17 protein-coding genes are annotated in these 16,930 nt (G+C 57.4%); 6 read left to right on the top strand and 11 right to left on the bottom strand.

Annotated elements, in window-relative coordinates:
- The first annotated feature begins 32 nt into the window (after window positions 1-32).
- Window positions 33-494 (top strand): SspB family protein, encoded by a 462-nt coding sequence (locus GOV80_RS17600; RefSeq protein ID WP_170786684.1) that lies wholly within the window; start codon window positions 33-35, stop codon window positions 492-494.
- An 11-nt stretch (window positions 495-505) separates the two neighbouring features.
- On the opposite strand, the gene GOV80_RS17595 is transcribed toward GOV80_RS17600, so the two are convergent.
- Complete coding sequence (locus GOV80_RS17595; RefSeq protein WP_237215913.1) at window positions 506-1,069, bottom strand: hypothetical protein; 564 nt, start codon at window positions 1,067-1,069, stop codon at window positions 506-508.
- Between the two features lie 205 nt (window positions 1,070-1,274).
- Here GOV80_RS17595 and fumC point away from each other — a divergent pair, with 205 nt between their 5' ends.
- Genes fumC through GOV80_RS17575 form a run of 4 tightly spaced genes read left to right on the top strand, consistent with a single transcriptional unit; the run spans window position 1,275 to window position 3,723 of the window.
- Window positions 1,275-2,669 (top strand): class II fumarate hydratase, encoded by a 1,395-nt coding sequence (fumC, locus tag GOV80_RS17590; protein ID WP_170786683.1) that lies wholly within the window; start codon window positions 1,275-1,277, stop codon window positions 2,667-2,669.
- Window positions 2,669-2,845: a DUF4169 family protein gene (locus tag GOV80_RS17585; protein WP_170769686.1), complete on the top strand. Its 177-nt coding sequence runs from the start codon at window positions 2,669-2,671 to the stop codon at window positions 2,843-2,845. The genes fumC and GOV80_RS17585 overlap by 1 nt, the downstream gene beginning before the upstream one ends.
- Window positions 2,842-3,063 (top strand): ribbon-helix-helix domain-containing protein, encoded by a 222-nt coding sequence (locus GOV80_RS17580; protein ID WP_170769685.1) that lies wholly within the window; start codon window positions 2,842-2,844, stop codon window positions 3,061-3,063. The genes GOV80_RS17585 and GOV80_RS17580 overlap by 4 nt, the downstream gene beginning before the upstream one ends.
- A 57-nt stretch (window positions 3,064-3,120) precedes the next feature.
- A complete protein-coding gene (locus tag GOV80_RS17575; protein ID WP_170769684.1) occupies window positions 3,121-3,723 on the top strand; it encodes a DNA-3-methyladenine glycosylase I in 603 nt (200 codons plus the stop codon).
- 6 nt (window positions 3,724-3,729) lie between these two features.
- On the opposite strand, the gene GOV80_RS17570 is transcribed toward GOV80_RS17575, so the two are convergent.
- From GOV80_RS17570 to GOV80_RS17555, 4 genes are all read right to left on the bottom strand, one after another.
- Window positions 3,730-4,611 carry a fructose bisphosphate aldolase gene (locus tag GOV80_RS17570; RefSeq protein ID WP_170786682.1) on the bottom strand — a complete coding sequence of 294 codons (882 nt, stop codon included), beginning with the start codon at window positions 4,609-4,611 and terminating at the stop codon, window positions 3,730-3,732.
- 72 nt (window positions 4,612-4,683) lie between these two features.
- On the bottom strand, window positions 4,684-6,033 hold the full coding sequence (locus GOV80_RS17565) for a cytochrome P450 (RefSeq protein ID WP_170786681.1): 1,350 nt from the start codon (window positions 6,031-6,033) through the stop codon (window positions 4,684-4,686).
- On the bottom strand, window positions 6,030-7,244 hold the full coding sequence (locus GOV80_RS17560; RefSeq protein WP_170786680.1) for a hypothetical protein: 1,215 nt from the start codon (window positions 7,242-7,244) through the stop codon (window positions 6,030-6,032). The genes GOV80_RS17565 and GOV80_RS17560 overlap by 4 nt, the downstream gene beginning before the upstream one ends.
- Before the next feature lie 63 nt (window positions 7,245-7,307).
- Window positions 7,308-8,060, bottom strand: coding sequence for a cytochrome c biogenesis CcdA family protein (locus GOV80_RS17555; RefSeq protein ID WP_170769680.1), 753 nt, complete (start codon window positions 8,058-8,060; stop codon window positions 7,308-7,310).
- A 105-nt stretch (window positions 8,061-8,165) separates the two neighbouring features.
- On the opposite strand from GOV80_RS17555, the gene GOV80_RS17550 reads away from it, so the two are divergent.
- On the top strand, window positions 8,166-8,399 hold the full coding sequence (locus GOV80_RS17550) for a sulfurtransferase TusA family protein (RefSeq protein ID WP_170786678.1): 234 nt from the start codon (window positions 8,166-8,168) through the stop codon (window positions 8,397-8,399).
- Between the two features lie 50 nt (window positions 8,400-8,449).
- On the opposite strand, the gene GOV80_RS17545 is transcribed toward GOV80_RS17550, so the two are convergent.
- The 6 genes from GOV80_RS17545 to purS all read right to left on the bottom strand — a co-directional run bounded on the left by GOV80_RS17545 (window position 8,450) and on the right by purS (window position 16,923).
- Window positions 8,450-11,287: an Rne/Rng family ribonuclease gene (locus GOV80_RS17545; RefSeq protein WP_170786676.1), complete on the bottom strand. Its 2,838-nt coding sequence runs from the start codon at window positions 11,285-11,287 to the stop codon at window positions 8,450-8,452.
- A gap of 514 nt (window positions 11,288-11,801) precedes the next feature.
- Window positions 11,802-13,136, bottom strand: a complete 1,335-nt coding sequence (locus GOV80_RS17540) for a sigma-54-dependent transcriptional regulator (RefSeq protein ID WP_170769677.1) — start codon at window positions 13,134-13,136, stop codon at window positions 11,802-11,804.
- Window positions 13,137-13,148: 12 nt separating this feature from the next.
- Complete coding sequence (locus GOV80_RS17535) at window positions 13,149-14,927, bottom strand: sensor histidine kinase (protein WP_170769676.1); 1,779 nt, start codon at window positions 14,925-14,927, stop codon at window positions 13,149-13,151.
- 37 nt (window positions 14,928-14,964) lie between these two features.
- Window positions 14,965-15,633, bottom strand: coding sequence for a phosphoribosylformylglycinamidine synthase subunit PurQ (purQ, locus tag GOV80_RS17530; RefSeq protein ID WP_170786674.1), 669 nt, complete (start codon window positions 15,631-15,633; stop codon window positions 14,965-14,967).
- An 11-nt stretch (window positions 15,634-15,644) separates the two neighbouring features.
- Complete coding sequence (locus GOV80_RS17525) at window positions 15,645-16,688, bottom strand: zinc-dependent alcohol dehydrogenase family protein (RefSeq protein ID WP_170786672.1); 1,044 nt, start codon at window positions 16,686-16,688, stop codon at window positions 15,645-15,647.
- A 4-nt stretch (window positions 16,689-16,692) separates the two neighbouring features.
- Entirely contained in the window at window positions 16,693-16,923 is a 231-nt protein-coding gene (gene purS / locus GOV80_RS17520; RefSeq protein WP_170769673.1) for a phosphoribosylformylglycinamidine synthase subunit PurS, read from the bottom strand.
- Window positions 16,924-16,930: the final 7 nt, after the last annotated feature.

The raw sequence follows: 16,930 nt of genomic DNA, 5'->3' as shown, positions 1-16,930 counted from the left end.
ATGCTGAAGGGCACCATATTTGAGGATGACACATGTCGCAGGACATTGATTACGGGAACCTGATGCACACCGCCATGCGCGGGCTGATCAAAACGGTTCTGACCAGCGTTTCTGAAAACGGTCTTCCCGGAGCGCATCATTTCTTTATTACTTTCGACACGCGCCAGAACGGCGTTGAAATGGCCGATTGGCTGCGCGAGCGATATCCAGAAGAGATGACGATCGTCATGCAGCACTGGTTCGAAAATCTCGAAGTCGGAGACTCGGGTTTTGCAATTACGCTGAACTTCGGTGATGCTCCGGAACCGCTGTATATTCCGTATGTTGCGATCAAAACTTTCGTCGATCCTTCTGTCGAATTCGGACTGCGTTTTGAAAGCGCCGAAGATGAGGACGATGAGGTACCGATAGCAGAGGCGCCGATTGAAATCGAGGCCGAGCAGGACGAGCATCATGACGCTGATGTCGTGTCGCTAGACAGTTTCCGGAAGTAACCCTGTCGGGATTATTGTTTTTTCAGGAAGGTCTCGACCGAGCGAGACTTGATCCCGTTGCGAAACCGGGAAAAGGATAGATCAAGCCCACCCTCCGCCAGGGTGCGGTCGAACTGCTGCAGCTCGTATCCACCGTTTTCATCAATAAACAACGAAAACACGGTCAGGGTGTCGCCCATGATGCGGCCCCAGACGAATGGCTCGCCTTGCATCGGGTCCAACGGCACTTCGTGCCCGAAAACGTTTCGGCGCATCGCGGCCGAGAAAACATCAGATCGCTCAGAGGGGTTGAAGTCGATCGAGAAGGCCTGCTCTTTCACGCGCCCGTCATGCTTGTAGGTCGTCGTTTTCCAACTGACATTGAATCCGTTTTTGTTCTCTTGGATCGAAACGCTCATGTCCCTTGGGGTTTCGGTGCCATCCTGATCAACCATATTGGCCGAACCTACATAGTCACCGACAAAGGGCGTGATCTCAGCAGCATGCGATGGCAATGCGACGACCGAAAAAAACGCCACCCAACCTGCAATAAGGCCAATAAGTCTAAAGGAATGAACCGGAACTTGTAGGAGCACGTGAGCCTCCAAAATGATGATGTACTATTCTAGCTCACCTACCGGCGCGTACAATGGTCCGTTTGAAGTTTAACAGAAGAAAATGACACCCGGCACGATCTATACCTTTGCCCACCTTAAGTTTATGGTGCGCGCAACTGGCCGATTGCATGATGCAAAAGTTGTGCGTAAACGGCATGCAACGGCATACAAGACGGAGTGACCGATGTCCCAGACCCGCACCGAATCCGACAGCTTTGGCCCGTTGGAGGTTCCCTCAGACAAGTATTGGGGCGCGCAGACGCAACGCTCGATCATGAATTTTCCCATCGGCTGGGAAAAACAGCCCGTCGCCATCGTGCGCGCGCTAGGGGTGATCAAGAAAGCCTGCGCCATGCAGAACAAGGCAACCGGCAAACTGGACGCAACGATTGCGGATGCGGTAATTCAGGCGGCTGGCGAGGTGTTTGAAGGGAAGTTCGACGACAACTTCCCGCTAGTAGTGTGGCAAACCGGCTCCGGCACCCAATCGAACATGAACTCGAACGAGGTGATTGCAAACCGCGCCATCGAGATTCTCGGCGGCGTAATCGGATCGAAGGACCCGGTGCATCCCAATGATCACTGCAATATGGGGCAATCGTCAAACGACACCTTCCCAACCGCCATGCATATCGCAACCGCGATGAGCGTTCGGGATGTCCTCTTGCCCGGCCTGGAAAAGCTGGCCAGTGGACTGGAACAGAAAGCGGATGAGTTCAAAGATATCATCAAGATCGGCCGTACCCATACGCAAGACGCGACCCCGCTGACGCTTGGCCAGGAATTTGGCGGCTATGCCCATCAAATCCGACAGGGAATCGCACGTGTAAACGCTGCAATGCCCGGCATTTATGAGTTGGCCCAAGGCGGTACAGCTGTAGGTACCGGTTTGAACACGCAGCACGGATGGGGCGAGGCTGTGGCAGCCAATATGGCAGAAATCACTGGCCTGCCCTTTGTCACCGCGCCAAACAAGTTCGAGGCGCTGGCCGCACATGATGCCATGGTATTCCTGTCTGGCGCCTTGGCGACAATTGCCGGTAGCTGCTACAAGATCGCCAATGATATCAGGCTTTTGGGGTCCGGTCCTCGTTCAGGCCTTGGTGAACTGATCCTGCCCGAGAATGAGCCCGGCTCGTCCATCATGCCCGGTAAAGTGAACCCGACTCAGGCCGAAGCACTGACCCAGGTGGCAGCCCATGTGATGGGCAATGACGCCGCGATAAAATTCGCAGGTAGTCAGGGTCATTTTGAACTGAACGTCTACAACCCGATGATGTCCTACAACCTGCTGCAATCCATCCAGTTGCTGGGCGATGCTGCGGACAGCTTTACGGAACGGATGCTACTAGGCATCCAAGCCAACGAACCACGCATCGACAAGCTGATGAAGGAATCGCTGATGCTGGTGACAGCGCTGGCCCCCACCATTGGCTATGACAACGCCACTAAGGTTGCCAAAACCGCGCACAAGAATAGCACGACTTTGAAAGAAGAGGCCATCGCGCTGGGTTTCGTGGACGAGGCGACCTTTGACGCGGTTGTCCGCCCCGAACAGATGATTGGTCCAAAGGACTGATGGGCAAACCGGTCAATCTGAACCGGTACCGCAAGGAAAAAGCGCGGGCCAACAAAAAGGCCCGCGCTGACCAGAACGCCGTCGCTTTCGGGCGCAGTAAAGCTCAGAAAGAGGCGGACCGGCTGGATCGAGAAAAACAGACACGCGATCTGGACAATCACGAGTTAGATGAATGAGCGGGCGCCCTGTCAAACGCTCTGTGACCCTCAAAGGGCACCGAACTTCGGTCTCGCTTGAGGATGAATTTTGGTCCGCATTTCGGGATATTGCAAAGCAAAAACAGATGCCTATCAATGCGTTGGCTGCGCAGATTGATGTGGAGCGTGACCCTGATATCGGGTTAGCGTCGGCAATTCGGGTCTATGTACTGAACTGGTACCGCAACCGTCCGTGAGCGATTGCTTTTTGGCCTGAGGCGCAGTAGCGTCAATGGAACAAAAAGGGTACAAACATGTTGAAGACCGTACAAGGCCCGGACGGCCAACCCAGATGCGCCTGGTGTCAGGCCGCACCTGAGTTCTTTGCGTATCACGATGCTGAATGGGGATATCCAGTCGCGGATGATCAACGGTTATTCGAAAAGCTCTGCCTCGAAAGTTTTCAATCCGGCTTAAGCTGGCGCACAATCCTGTCCAAACGCGAAAATTTCCGTAAAGCGTTTAAACATTTCAATATCAAAGAGGTGGCGCAATTTGATGACGCGGATGTGGAACGGTTGTTGCAGGATGCAGGTATCATCCGGCATCGCGGCAAGATCGAGGCCGTGATCAACAACGCCCAACGGGCGCAGGAATTGATTGCGGCCGAGGGGTCGCTGGCAGCCTATGTGTGGCGGTATGAGACGACAATGCCCCCGGTTCCGCAAACGGCCTCAACCTCGGCCGAGTCCATTGCGATGTCGAAGGATTTGAAGAAACGGGGCTGGAAATTCGTGGGCCCCACCACGGTTTTTGCTTTCATGCAGGCGATGGGGCTTGTGAATGATCACGCGGAAGGGTGCGTGATGCGTGAAAAAGCGGCGCGTTTGCGCCGCGAATTCACAAAACCGGTTTAGGTCAGATCAGACCGAAGCCTGGAAGATTTTGTCGATATTGCCACCCAGCGCCGCGTTGAACTCGGCATCTGATTGCTGTTTCGACAAACCCTCGGTCAGCGCCCGCGAGAAAGATGCGATCATCTTGCCGTTCTCGGACAGCAGCGCACAGGCCTGATCAGTCGAATACCCACCCGAAAGCGCCACAACGCGCAGAACACGCGGGTGATCGGCCACAGCATCGTAAAGATTGGCGGTGCTGGGGATGGTCAGCTTCAGCATTACATCCTGCCCGTCCTCCAACAGGTTGAGATTCTTCAAGATTTCCGCTTTCAGGATGTCCTCAGCCTCGGCCTTGGTGGAAGAGTTGATGTTTACCTCAGGCTCGACAATCGGCACCATACCAGCTGCAACAACCTCGCGTGCGACGTCGAACTGCTGCGCGACCACAGCGGCGATGCCCTCTGCATTCGCCTCATGGATGACAGAACGTTCCTTGGTGCCGAAAACACCGTCGGCCTTGGCCAACGTATCCGCCAAGCCAGGGATCGGCTTCATCATCTGTACGCCGTTCGCTTCATCCTCTAGCCCCTTGTCGATCTTGAGGAACGGCACGATCCCTTTTTGCGACCACAGGTAATCGGCAACTTTCCTGCCGTCGATCTCTTCGCCCAGGGTACGTTCGAACAGGATGGCGCCGATCACTTTATCCTTGGTGAAGTCATCGGCCAGAATGATACGCGCGCGCATCTTCTGGATTTCGCCGAACATCTCAGCATCCGAGCTGTAATCCGATGCCTCAACACCATAAAGCGCCAGCGCCTTGGGGGTCGAACCACCGCTTTGATCCAGAGCGGCGATAAACCCCGCCCCATTGGCCATTTGCGCGCGCTGTTCTGATTTGGACATAAGGTTTTCCCGTTCGAAATGATTCCGCTGTTTTCAACCGCATACAGCAACGTGATTGGTGATGGTAGTTTGTTAGCGCTCAACCACACGCAACCGAATGCCATCTTTTGAGCGAACGGTCAGATGAGCCACGGGAACCGGTGTTTGGCCTTCGACCAGTTCGAAGCGATAGCGGCGCAGCAGCGTAGACAGGATCAAAGGCCCTTCGACCATCGCGAACCCTGCCCCGCTACAGACCCGTGCGCCTGCCGAAAACGGAACAAACGCGGTGCGCTGGCAGGTTTTGCCATTCTCAGTGTGCCATCTGCCGGGGTCGAACCCGTCGGGATTGTCCCACAGGCGTTCATGACGATGCAGGTGCCAGGGGCTGATAACCATTTGAGCACCGGGTTGTATCTGCCGGTTCCGAAAGACTTCGGGGCATGTGGCCTGCCGCACCATCATCGGGACCGGCGGGTATAGGCGCAGGGTTTCGCGGAACACATCGCGGCTGATCTTCAAGCCAGCAACGGCGGTCATGCCGGGGGTGTCCAACGCTGCGGCCTCTTCAGCCACCTTGTCCTGCCAGTCCGGATACAGTGCCAGTAGGTACAGGGCCCACGCTAATGCGGATGCGCTGGTCTCGTGGCCAGCCAGAAAGAAGATGGCCACCTGATCCACCATCTCGTCTGTGTCGAAACACTTGCCAGTCTGGGGGTCCGGGGTCGTCATGATCTTGGTCGCCAGATCGTTTGGCGCCATACCTTGGGCGATCAGCGCCGCGCGCGCTGAAACAAGATGTTCAATCAGCTCTCTGATTTCTCGGGCATTTTGTTTTGTTTGGCGTGAATGGAACCGAGGCATCCAGCTAGGCAGCGGTAGGAACGCGGCTAGGTTCAACAAGGGCTGTCTGCGTTGATAGGCGCGGAATTTAGTGAACACCTGCGCGGCAACTTCATGCTCGATGGGCACTGAAAACAGGGTCCGAAAGATCACATCCGCCGCCGCGTGGCTGGTGAATTTCTCACATTCGAGGATATGGTTCAGGTTTTGCTGCAACCGATCGCTGGCGGCTTTCGCGGCATCCTGCATCGCCGGAAAGGTATCTTTCAGGCGGCCGCCTTTAAAGGCAGGGTCAATGATCCGCCGCTGGCGCTTCCACGTATCGCCATTGGTCAGAAACACCGAATTGCCCAGCAAAGGGCGCAGACCTTCGGCGATGCGGTTGGACTTGGGGAAGTCGTCGGGCCTGTTTTTCAATACGGTTTCAACAAGTTCCGGCTGGTTGATCATGTAGGAGCGAAAGAAAACAGTCCGAAACTCAGCCATCCATGCCCGGTAGAGCCGTTGTGGCTGGGCCGACAAAAGATCCTGCCGAAACAGTTTGAGGTACCGCCAAAGCGAGACCTTGTCTGGCCGCGGGGTCGGCTTGGGCGGTTTCATCCAACCACCGAACGGTATTTCGACACAGGCGTATCAATGCGCGATTTGGAAGGTGCGCGATCCCCGAAACGTGCACCCAAGGTCAAAGGTCCAGCGGTCACACGGAAATAATCATAGGCGCCCACCCGGTCGAAAGCGCAAAGATACTGAAAATGCAGCCGAAAGAACCGCCAGCGCAACTTCCCCCACCGCTCTGGTGAAAGTGTCTGCGTAAAGGCGGCCGATAGCACCAAAGGCCACTTTTTCGTCTCGGTTCCAACGCCTGTCACAGCCACGGGATCACAAAGCGCAAAGGCGCATCCGTCGCCTGGGGCCGAGACATCGACCCACGTCACCCCCTCTTGCTGCGAGAGGAATTGCAGATCAGCGCGTAGGTCGGTCGCGTCCGGCAGAAAAGAGACCATAGGAACCACTTGACCAAGCGACAGAAAAGACAGTGTTGGACCGTCTCTGTAAGGGAGTGCAGACCGGATAAGCTCGGCCAGGACGGCGACACCAAGATGCGCGCCCGAACTGTGACCTACGACCAGAACTTCATCCACATCGTCCTTCAGCGCGGCGTCGACCAACGACGCGAATTCAGAAAGGCGTTGCTGCAACGCATTTGGTGTTCGCCCCCGTAGTGCAGCGGAATAGGCGTAGTCATGCATCAGGTAATAGGCGAACAGGTGGTTGTCGATTTTGCGGAACCATCGCAGCACGGCATAGCCCAATGCGGTGGCAAGAATGCAGGTCACCCAGCCCAGTATCGACGACAGAAGCGCCCATATTCCCAACGCGGCGCCGACAGCGACACCCAATTGGATCAGCAACATCGCAACCGGATAAATTGCTGCGATTACAGGACCTTTGCGGAGCTTCATCAACCGCCACAAAGCCCCAGTCGAGATATAGACCCACGCAGTTCTGATCAGTTGCCCATAGGTTGCCGCTATCGAGTTCGACATGCTGTCGCGCACGATATCCGACCACACGAGCACCTGAAACTCGGCCTCTACCGCCGTCCCGTCCTGCACGGATCGCACGTGCCAACCATAAGGCCCATCGCCAGTTCTGGGCGATAGTGTGATTTCATACCCTGATATGGCCGCCTGAGCCGCGCTTTCGGTCCGGTAAAGCTCTCGGTACCGGCGGGGATGAATGGGGTCATAGCCGGGAATATAGAACACCCGACGTCGTTTGACCTGCCTGTGATTGTCGTGACTGCGCATGCCCTTACCTTCTGCGGCGCAGGTTAGCGCAGCGTTACCGGCAAGGTAAGAGGGGTCCGGTTATTAACCGAAATTTGCCAACGCAGGGAAGGTTTCCAGCAGCCACCAGCTGAACTGAGTGAACAGGCCGGTGATCAGCATGATACCTACGAACAGCAGCAGGCCACCCATGACTTTCTCGATCGTCGCCATGTGCGGTTTGATCTTGTTCATTACAGTCATCGAGCGGTTCAGGAACATCGCTGCCAGCAGGAACGGAATACCCAGCCCGGCCGCATAAACGCCCAGCAACAAAGTTCCCCGAGCGACCGAGGCCTCGGACGCGGCCAGAGACAGAATCGCCCCCAGTTGCGGCCCGATGCAGGGCGTCCAGCCGAAGGCGAATGCAAGGCCCAGAATATAGGCTCCAAACACGGAACCACCCGAGTCGCCCGTTTCAATCCGCGCTTCCCGGTCCAGAAAAGGAATGCGGAACACGTTCAGAAAGTGCAGGCCGAATACGATAACAACCGCGCCCGACAGCTTTGCGAACAGCACTTGATTTTGCAGCACAAAGGCCCCGAAGGCCGAAGCGGTAAAGCCCAGCAACAGGAAGACAGTCGACAGGCCAAGCACAAAGAACAGCGCCGTCAGAGTTGCCTTGCGTCTAGCGGCCGCCTGATCCTGCATTTCGTTGATCGACACGCCGCTCATATACGCCAGATAGGGCGGAACGATGGGCAAAACGCAAGGCGACAGAAAGCTGATCAGCCCGCCCAGCATCGCGATGAACATGGCAGGCAGCAGGCCCGCGTCTATGATATCAATTCCGAACATGTTTCAGCACATATGGTATGAAGCCGTGAACGTCACGGGGCCATTCGGTCACATCCTCGTGGTTGCACGCTGGACACCCAGCCAAGTTGGAAATATCTCAGGCCTATGTCAAACCCATCTGATACACTTGATGCGTTGGGGCTGCTATGCCCCCTACCCGTCCTCAAGGCACGTAAGCGCCTGAAATCTATGCCGGAAGGCGCATTATTGCGTGTCTTGGCCGACGATCCGGCAGCCGTTGTCGACGTTCCCCATTTTTGCGCGGAAAGCGGTCATCGCCTCGTTTCACAGGAGGAGGCAGACGGGCATCAGATCTATATCATCCAGAAAATAGGCTAGAATTGTTTCAATACTGAACAAAAAAGGCGGGCCATTGGCCCGCCCTTTGGTCACTGTCCCAATGACCACCACCCACGCCTTTTCGGCTTAGCGGGCTTTTCAGGTTCGTCCGACACAACCTCAAGAACCGGTTCTTCGACCAAAGGCTCTTGCGGAGCCTCAGCGATGGGTTCCGCTGCAGGTTCTTCCGTGGCTTCAGCGACGGGTTCCGCTGCAGGTTCTTCCCTGGCTTCGGCAACGGGTTCAGCGGTTGGCTCGGCGCTAAGCTCTTCAACAGGTTCTGCTGCAGCCCCTTCTTCGGAAACTTCTTCGGCTTCGGGTTCTGCCACAGGTCCATCCGCTGCGACTGCAGGCTCCGCTTCTTGGGAATCCTCTGACGCCTCGGCCGCAGGTTCTTCGGCAGCTTCGACACGCGGTTCTTCAACCGCTGCCGCTTCAAGGGGTTCCGAAGGTGTCTCGGCCTCATCAGACGCCTCGGCGCTGACTTCATCTTCAACCGGTGCTTCTTCTTTCTTTTTGCGGCGCGGTGCACGACGGCGCTTTGGTTTGACCTCTGCTTCCTCGTCGCTTTTCTCGGCTGCATCCGCTTCGGCAGGCGCATCTTCCGCAGAGGGTTCGTCCTGGCTTTCAGCCTCGTCCGCCGTCCCTTCGGCCTGATCGCCATTCCCATTGCCTTTCTTGCGACGCCGACGACGACGTTTGCGTTTGGGTTTGACCTCTTCGTCGGTCACAGGCGTTTCTTCCTCGACCTTTTCCTCTTCATCTGCATCCACGAGATCCATTAGGGACGCGTCCACCGACACAACAGGCGCGGAGGCTTCGGGCACAATTCGGCTGGCAGTCTTGAACTTCTCCATCGAGAAATCGGGGCTGACCAGATGAATATCGCCTTCGATCCGAACCGACAGGCCATAGCGTGCCTCGATCTGCGCGATATGCTCGCGCTTCTGGTTCATCAGGAAGTTCGCAATGCTGACAGGGCAGCGTACCAACACCTCGCGTGAGCGGCGGCGGGTACCCTCTTCTTCGATCTGGCGCAGAATGGTCAGCGCCATATTATCATCCGAGCGGATCAGCCCTGTGCCATGGCACGATGGACAAGGCTGTGTCGTCGCCTCAAGCATGCCGGGGCGCAGACGTTGACGGCTCATCTCGAGCAGGCCAAAGCCGGAAATCCGACCCACCTGAATGCGGGCACGGTCGGTTTTCAACTTGTCCTTCAGGCGCTTTTCGACAGCCGAGTTGTTCTTACGCTCGTCCATATCGATAAAGTCGATGACGATCAGACCAGCCAGATCGCGCAGGCGCAGCTGGCGCGCGACTTCCTCAGCCGCCTCAAGGTTGGTCTTGAGCGCGGTTTCCTCGATCGAGCCTTCCTTGGTCGCCCGCCCCGAGTTCACGTCGATCGCCACAAGCGCTTCAGTCACGCCGATCACGATATAGCCGCCGGATTTCAGCTGTACGGTCGGGTTGAACATCCCAGCCAGATAGCTTTCCACCTGATAACGCGCAAACAGAGGCAACGAATCCTCATACCGCTTCACGTTCTTGGCGTGTGACGGCATGATCATTTTCATGAAGTCCTTGGCGATGCGATAGCCGCCCTCGCCTTCGACCAGAACCTCGTCGATCTCGCGATTGTAAAGGTCGCGGATCGACCGTTTGATCAGGTCGCCTTCCTCATAGATCTTAGCTGGCGCGATGGATTTCAGCGTCAGTTCGCGGATCTGTTCCCACATGCGCTGCAGGTATTCGTAGTCGCGCTTGATCTCGGACTTGGTACGCTTGGCGCCAGCGGTCCGAATGATCAGACCTGCGCCCGTGGGAACGTCAATCTCGGCAGCGATTTCCTTCAGCTTCTTACGATCCGGAGCGTTGGTGATCTTGCGACTGATCCCACCGCCACGCGCGGTATTCGGCATCAACACGCAATAACGCCCTGCAAGCGAGAGATAGGTGGTCAGTGCGGCACCTTTATTGCCCCGCTCTTCCTTGACGACCTGCACCAGCAGAACCTGGCGGACCTTGATGACCTCTTGAATCTTGTACCGACGCGGGCGCGGTTTGCGCGGAGGACGAATGTCTTCGCTGTCATCCTCATCCGCCACTGATTCAATCGTGTCATCCTTGGCCGTCGCGTCTGCACGCGCCTCGCCCTCGTCCTCAGGTTTTCCTTCTGCCTCTTCGGTCTCCGCAGCTTCTTCTGCCACCGCGTCATCCGCAATAGCAGCATCAGGCTCAGATTCCTCTGCGAGCTCTGGCTCCACCGATACATCCGGCTGGTCATCTTCCGATGCAACCTCAGTATCCGCTTCTTCAGTCTCAGCCGGAGTATCCTCGGAAGCCGCATCCTCTTCGGGTTCCTCAACCGGCGTTTCCGTAACGCGATCGACCGGAGACGAACCTTCGGGAACGGCCATATCGGCGTTCTCATCCCCGTCATCCAGGTCAATGGTTTCCATGCCCGACGGTTCCGACGACACCTCCAGCGTTTCCACTGCATCATCGGTTTTCACATCCGCTGCCTTGCTCCGCGACCGCGACCGGCGCTTCTTGGGCTTCGCTTCCTCAGCCTCGTCGCGCGCTTTCATCGCCTCGGCATAGGCGCGCTCTTCCTCCATCAGCGCCTCGCGGTCGGCGACGGGGATCTGGTAATAGTCCGGATGAATCTCGGAAAACGCAAGGAACCCATGCCGGTTCCCGCCATAGTCCACAAAAGCCGCCTGCAGCGACGGCTCGACCCGTGTTACTTTTGCAAGATAGATGTTACCAGCGAGCTGGCGTTTGTTTTCAGATTCAAAATCGAATTCCTCGACCTTGTTTCCATCGACCACCACAACCCGAGTTTCCTCGGCGTGGGTGGCATCGATAAGCATTTTCTTAGCCATTTGTCCTTGGTGCACCGCGCCAAACGCGTTGTCCTGACCCGTCCAGGCGGACAGGCACTTTTGGGGAGGTGTCTTGTACGGGCGATTTCGGAAGGCGCGCGGCAGGGTCTGGCGCTGTGGCCCCCTGCCCGTATAGTCAATCGTTGCGCGCGCGTCATCGCGGTTCTTCTCCGACAGACGCGCCTTGACGCTGTCTGCCCATTATATTCCTTTCACCCGCATCCACGGGTTCAGGCGTTCAACTGCCCCGGTTCGGGGCACAATCGGTCTGCGCGGCCTGTGTGGGATCAGGTCACCACCTGCGGCGTTGCAGCGAAACTCAAAGATTCGGGACTTTTGGGCACCAAAAACGGCCCGGCCCGTTCAAGCACAATAAAAGCAGTCCTGTGGAAAAGACAATGGGCAAACTGCACAACGCCGCATTCTGACCCGCCGCCATACTTCTTCTGTTCAAAAATACCTCGGGGGTGAATTGAGCCAAAGGCTCAAGAGGGGGCTGGCCCCCTCCTCCATTTTACAAATAATCTGATCGCTGCAGGCCGTACTTGGCCATTTTCTCATTCAACGTCCGACGCGGCAGACACAGCTCATCCATCACCGAAGCGATCGAGCCTTTGTGTCGGCGCATGGTATTGTCGATTAGCATCCGCTCGAACGCCTCAACATATTCTTTCAGCGGCTTGCCCTCTGTGGTCATAACCGGTTGCATCTCTTCATGATCCGACATCAACAACGATGCGATCGTTCCAGACCCGCGCCGTGATTGCAGAACCGCACGTTCCGCAATGTTAATAAGCTGCCGCACATTACCCGGCCACGGTGCCTGCAACAGCTGCGCGGCCTCCTGCGCACTGACCTGCGGTGCATCACAGCCATATTCCTCGGCAAATTGCTCGCTAAGGCGTGTGAATAGCGTCAGGATATCTTCGCCGCGCTGGCGCAGCGGCGGCATGGTGATGCGCAGCGCAGCCAGCCGATAGAACAAGTCCGGCCGCAGAACATCTTCCGAGGTCTTTCCCGCCTCCTGCAAATTCGAAATTGCGATAATGCGCGTTTCGGCAGGTGTGCCCTGATCATTCATCACGCTCAGCAATCGCGCCTGCAACGTGTCGCTCAACGCTTCGACATCTTCCAAGACCAACGTGCCGCCACGCGCCTCTTCAATGGCAGGCAATTGCGCATCCTCGGGCATCATAGGCCCGAACAACCGTTTGGACAGCGCCTCTTCCTCCAAGGCTGCGCATGAGATCAGCACGAATTTCTTGCCTGCCCGACTGCCCACGGCGTGCAGAGCGTGCGCCACCAAAGTCTTGCCAGTTCCGGTTTCACCGTCGATCAGAACATGCCCATCGGCCTGTCCCAGATCCAGAATATCTTCGCGTAGGCGCTCCATGACCGGACTGGCCCCGATCAGTTTGCTCATGATCTGGGTGCCATCGGACAACTCACGCCGCAAAGCCCGGTTGTCGAGCGTCAGACGACGGGCGTTGCTGGCGCGTTTGGCCAGTTCGGACATCCGGTCGGGGTTGAAGGGCTTTTCCAGAAAGTCGAACGCGCCCACGCGCATCGCCTCAACCGCCATAGGCACGTCCCCATGCCCGGTGATCATGATCACCGGCAGTGTACTGTCCGCGCCCATGAGTTTCTTCAGCAACTGAATGCCGTCCATACCGGGCATCTTGATGTCCGAGATCACGATGCCGGGGTAGTCCGGCCCTAATACCTTGAGCGCATCCTCGGCGCTGGCAAAGGTTTCGGTGTCATATCCCGACAGTGCCAGCCATTGACTGATCGACTGGCGCATATCCTGTTCGTCGTCCACAATGGCGATCTTCATGGCTTGTGCCATTTTCTTACCCCGTTATTCCGCGGCCTCTAGGCCATCGCTTCCAAGTATTGGCAACTGCATCTCGAACACCGCGCCCCCGTTGGGACTGTTGCGGGCGGTCAGCCGTCCTCCATGGTCGTTCACGATCCCAGAGGAGATGGCAAGCCCCAGCCCAACCCCGTCGCCCGGCTGCTTGGTGGTATAGAACGGCTCGAACAGGTTCTCGATATCTTCGATACCATGCCCATTGTCGCGCACCGTCAACACCGCCATATCGCCTGCTGCCAAAATGATTTCAACGTCGGGCTCAGATACTGACTTGGTGGCGTCCAGCGCGTTGCGCAAGAGGTTTACCATAACCTGCTCGATCCGCATCCGGTCGCCCATGGCCAATACCGGTTCTTCGGGCAGAATCTGAGTGATCTTAACATGGCGTTGCCGCAACTGTGGTTCCATCATTGACAAGGCCGAGGCCAGCGCTTCGCCAAGATTTACAGGGGAAAACGCGTCCGCCCCCTTTCTTGCGTAAGACTTGAGCTGGCGGGTGATCGCCCCCATCCGCTCAATCAGCCCGTCTATGCGACCAAAGCTGGCCAATGCCTCTTCGGGACGGTTGCGGCGCAGCAAAAGGCGTGCCCCGGCCAGATAGGTTTTCATTGCAGCCAGAGGTTGATTAAGCTCATGACTGACGGCTGCCGACATCTCACCCAACGCCGCAAGTTTCGAGCTTTGTGCCAGCGTCTGCTCAGCCACTTCCAGCGTCTTTTCTACCCGTTCACGTTCAGCAATTTCCCGCTGCAAGCGGGCGTTCAATGCGCGAAGCTCTGCCGACTCGCGCTGAAACAGCGTCATGCGGAACGTGGCTCGGCGGCTGAGCGCATAGAAGGCCAGCGCCAGAAGAATCGCAAAGCCCATAATCTCCAACGCGATGACGCTGTTCACTTTTTCCCGGATCGAGGAATAGGTCGTGAATGATGTCATCTTCCATCCACGAAATGGAATGCGGGTTTCCATGCGCATCACGGCCTCACCCTGCACATAGGCGTCGGCAGGCAGGGCTGTCCAATCTGCGGTGGCACGTATGGCGCGTTCGATGGCAGAATCCGGCGATTGGCGTTGAATGGCGGTGTTTTCGTCCAGCCCTCGCCATTTGGGTTCTGTGGAAAGGATCACGGTCCCGGTGCTGTCCGCCACCATAACGGCATCCGAGATTCCGGCCCAAGCGCGTTCGAACTTTTGCAGATCGACCTCGACCACGATGACACCGAGGACTTCGGCATTCGCCTCAATCCGGCGCGAATAGACAAAGCTGTATCCACCGGACTCTGTCTGTATCACTGTGAAGATCGTCGCGTTGGAGCGAACCGCATCAATGAAATAAGGCGAGTTTCTGTGCCCTTCGCCAAGACGGTTCCTGTCCGTCGCCGCCCGTGTCAGACCATCACCGTCCAATAGCATCAGTGAGGCTGCACCGATTTCCTCGACAAATGAAATCAAGCGTTGGCTGGAGAGCGTATAGTCACTAGACTGCAAGGCCGAGATCAGGCTGGGATCGCGTGCCAAAAGCTGCGGAACAATAGCATTGCGGCGTAGTTCGCTCAGTAAATTTCCGGAGTACAAAGCCAGCCGCAGTTCAGCGCGGTTGCGTGTGGATTCAGTAAAGCGGTCGGTCAGCAACCGGTTCGTGACCCAAATCGTCGCCACGGTTGCCAGAAGAAGAACCGTGACCGCAACGCGCAAACGCCACCCCAAAGGGGCGCCTTGAAACGGGGTCTTGAAAGAAGACCAGCCTGAACGATTGTCGGAACTCATGCCCCGGAAACTACGCGGGCTGAATCGGTTCCTCAAGTCACGCCGGAGCAAGAACGCCTGATAATGCGCGGAACAATGCCGTTCCGTCTGTGCCGCCATGGCCCTGATCCGCCGCCCGTTCAGGGTGCGGCATCATCCCGAGAACCCTGCGGTTTTCCGACAAGATGCCTGCGATGTCCCCGACCGAGCCATTCGGATTCTCGGTATAGGTGAATGCGATGCGATCTTGATCACGAAGCGTGGACAATGTTGCGTCGTCAGCAAAATAGTTTCCATCATGATGGGCAATCGGCACGCCGATCTCGTCACCTGCGTTGTAGCCCTGCGTAAAGGCGCTGTCGCTGGTTTGAACTTTCAGGCCGACGGTCTTGCAGATGTACTTCAGGCCCGCGTTGCGCAGCAGCGCCCCCGGCAGGATCCCGGTTTCGGTCAGGATCTGGAAGCCGTTGCAAATGCCGACGGCATAGCCGCCACGCTCGGTATGATCGATTACCGCCTTGCAGATGGGCGACTGCGCGGCAATCGCACCGCAGCGCAGGTAATCGCCGTACGAGAACCCGCCGGGCACGCCCACAATGTCCACGCCCTCGGGCAGAGCGGCATCCTTGTGCCAGACCATGTCGACCTGAAAACCGGCCTGTTCAAAGGCCACGGCCAGGTCCCGGTCACAGTTGGAGCCGGGGAATACGATGACTGCTGCGCGCATGGCGGGGCCTCCTAATGCGTGAAATCGGTGACAACCGCGACGCCGGGCGGCGTCGGGTGGTCAAAGGCGGCAAGTTCTTGGCTTACCTGGGACAGAGAAATATGCCGCGTCACCAGCGGGCTCAGATCAACACTGCCCCCTGCAATCAACGACAAAAGTGAGGGGTAGCGCCAGCTGGGCATACCGCGGGTTCCGAATACGGCAAGTTGACCGGAATAAAGCGCATCCATCGGCAAGGTCATGTTGCTGTGCGGTCCGGCAGGCATTCCAATCTGAACCATGCGACCCAGCTTGCGCAGAGATTTCATGGCGGCGACTGTCGTGGTTTCGATCCCCAGCGCCTCGATCGCGACTTGAGCACCACCGCCGGTGATCTCCTTGATAGACTCGGGCGCATTGCTGGTCGCCGCGTTGACCACCGCATCTGCACCCAGAGTTTTGGCGTAGTTCAACTTGTCGTCGGCGATATCCACAACGATCACGCGCGCACCCAGCGCCTTGCCCAGCAACAGGGTCGATATCCCTACTCCACCGCCGCCGAAAACCGCTAGCCATTCACCGCCTTGCAACTGCGCACGCCCCACCAGGGCCTGCCAGGCCGTCGTGACACGACAGCCCAAGGCAGCAGCAATTTCAGGAGCCATTGTGTCAGGCAACACCGAAAGATTGGCATCTGCATGCGCCACCGAGACATATTCAGCAAATGCGCCATCGCAGGTAAAGCCAGGCACCACCTGATCGGCGCAGATTGTCTGATGGCCTTGCGCGCAATCCGGGCAATGGCCGCAAGCCAGAATGAAGGGCGCGATCACCCGATCCCCTGCCTTCCAACGGCTGACACGCGCGCCAACCGCAACCACCTCGCCACAGAATTCGTGTCCGGGAATCATGGGAAGGACAACATCGGGGTCCGCACCGGACCATGCATGCCAGTCGGAACGGCACACGCCGCAGGCCAGCACGCGCAGAACCACACCGTCCTCTCCCGGTTCCGGATCGGAAACCGAGGCCAGCTCGAGCGGCTGGCGATAGGTGATTAGACGCGCCGCCCGCATCCGCTTAGACCAGTTCGATCTCGTAGCGTTCGATGACTGTGTTTGCCAACAGTTTTTCGCACATCTGGGTCACGTCGGCTTCGGTCGCGCCGTCGGCCAGCTCAAGGTCGATCACCTTGCCCTGACGCACGCCTTCGACCTGATCAAAGCCCATGGCACCCAATGCGTGGCGCACGGCCTCGCCCTGCGGGTCGAGAACCCCATTCTTGAGCATCACATGCACACGTGCTTTCATTCCTGCA

Origin of the sequence: Ruegeria lacuscaerulensis, from assembly GCF_013034685.1 — a bacterium.
GTDB lineage: Bacteria > Pseudomonadota > Alphaproteobacteria > Rhodobacterales > Rhodobacteraceae > Ruegeria > Ruegeria lacuscaerulensis_B.
This window is presented reverse-complemented; position numbering and strand designations above follow the sequence as displayed.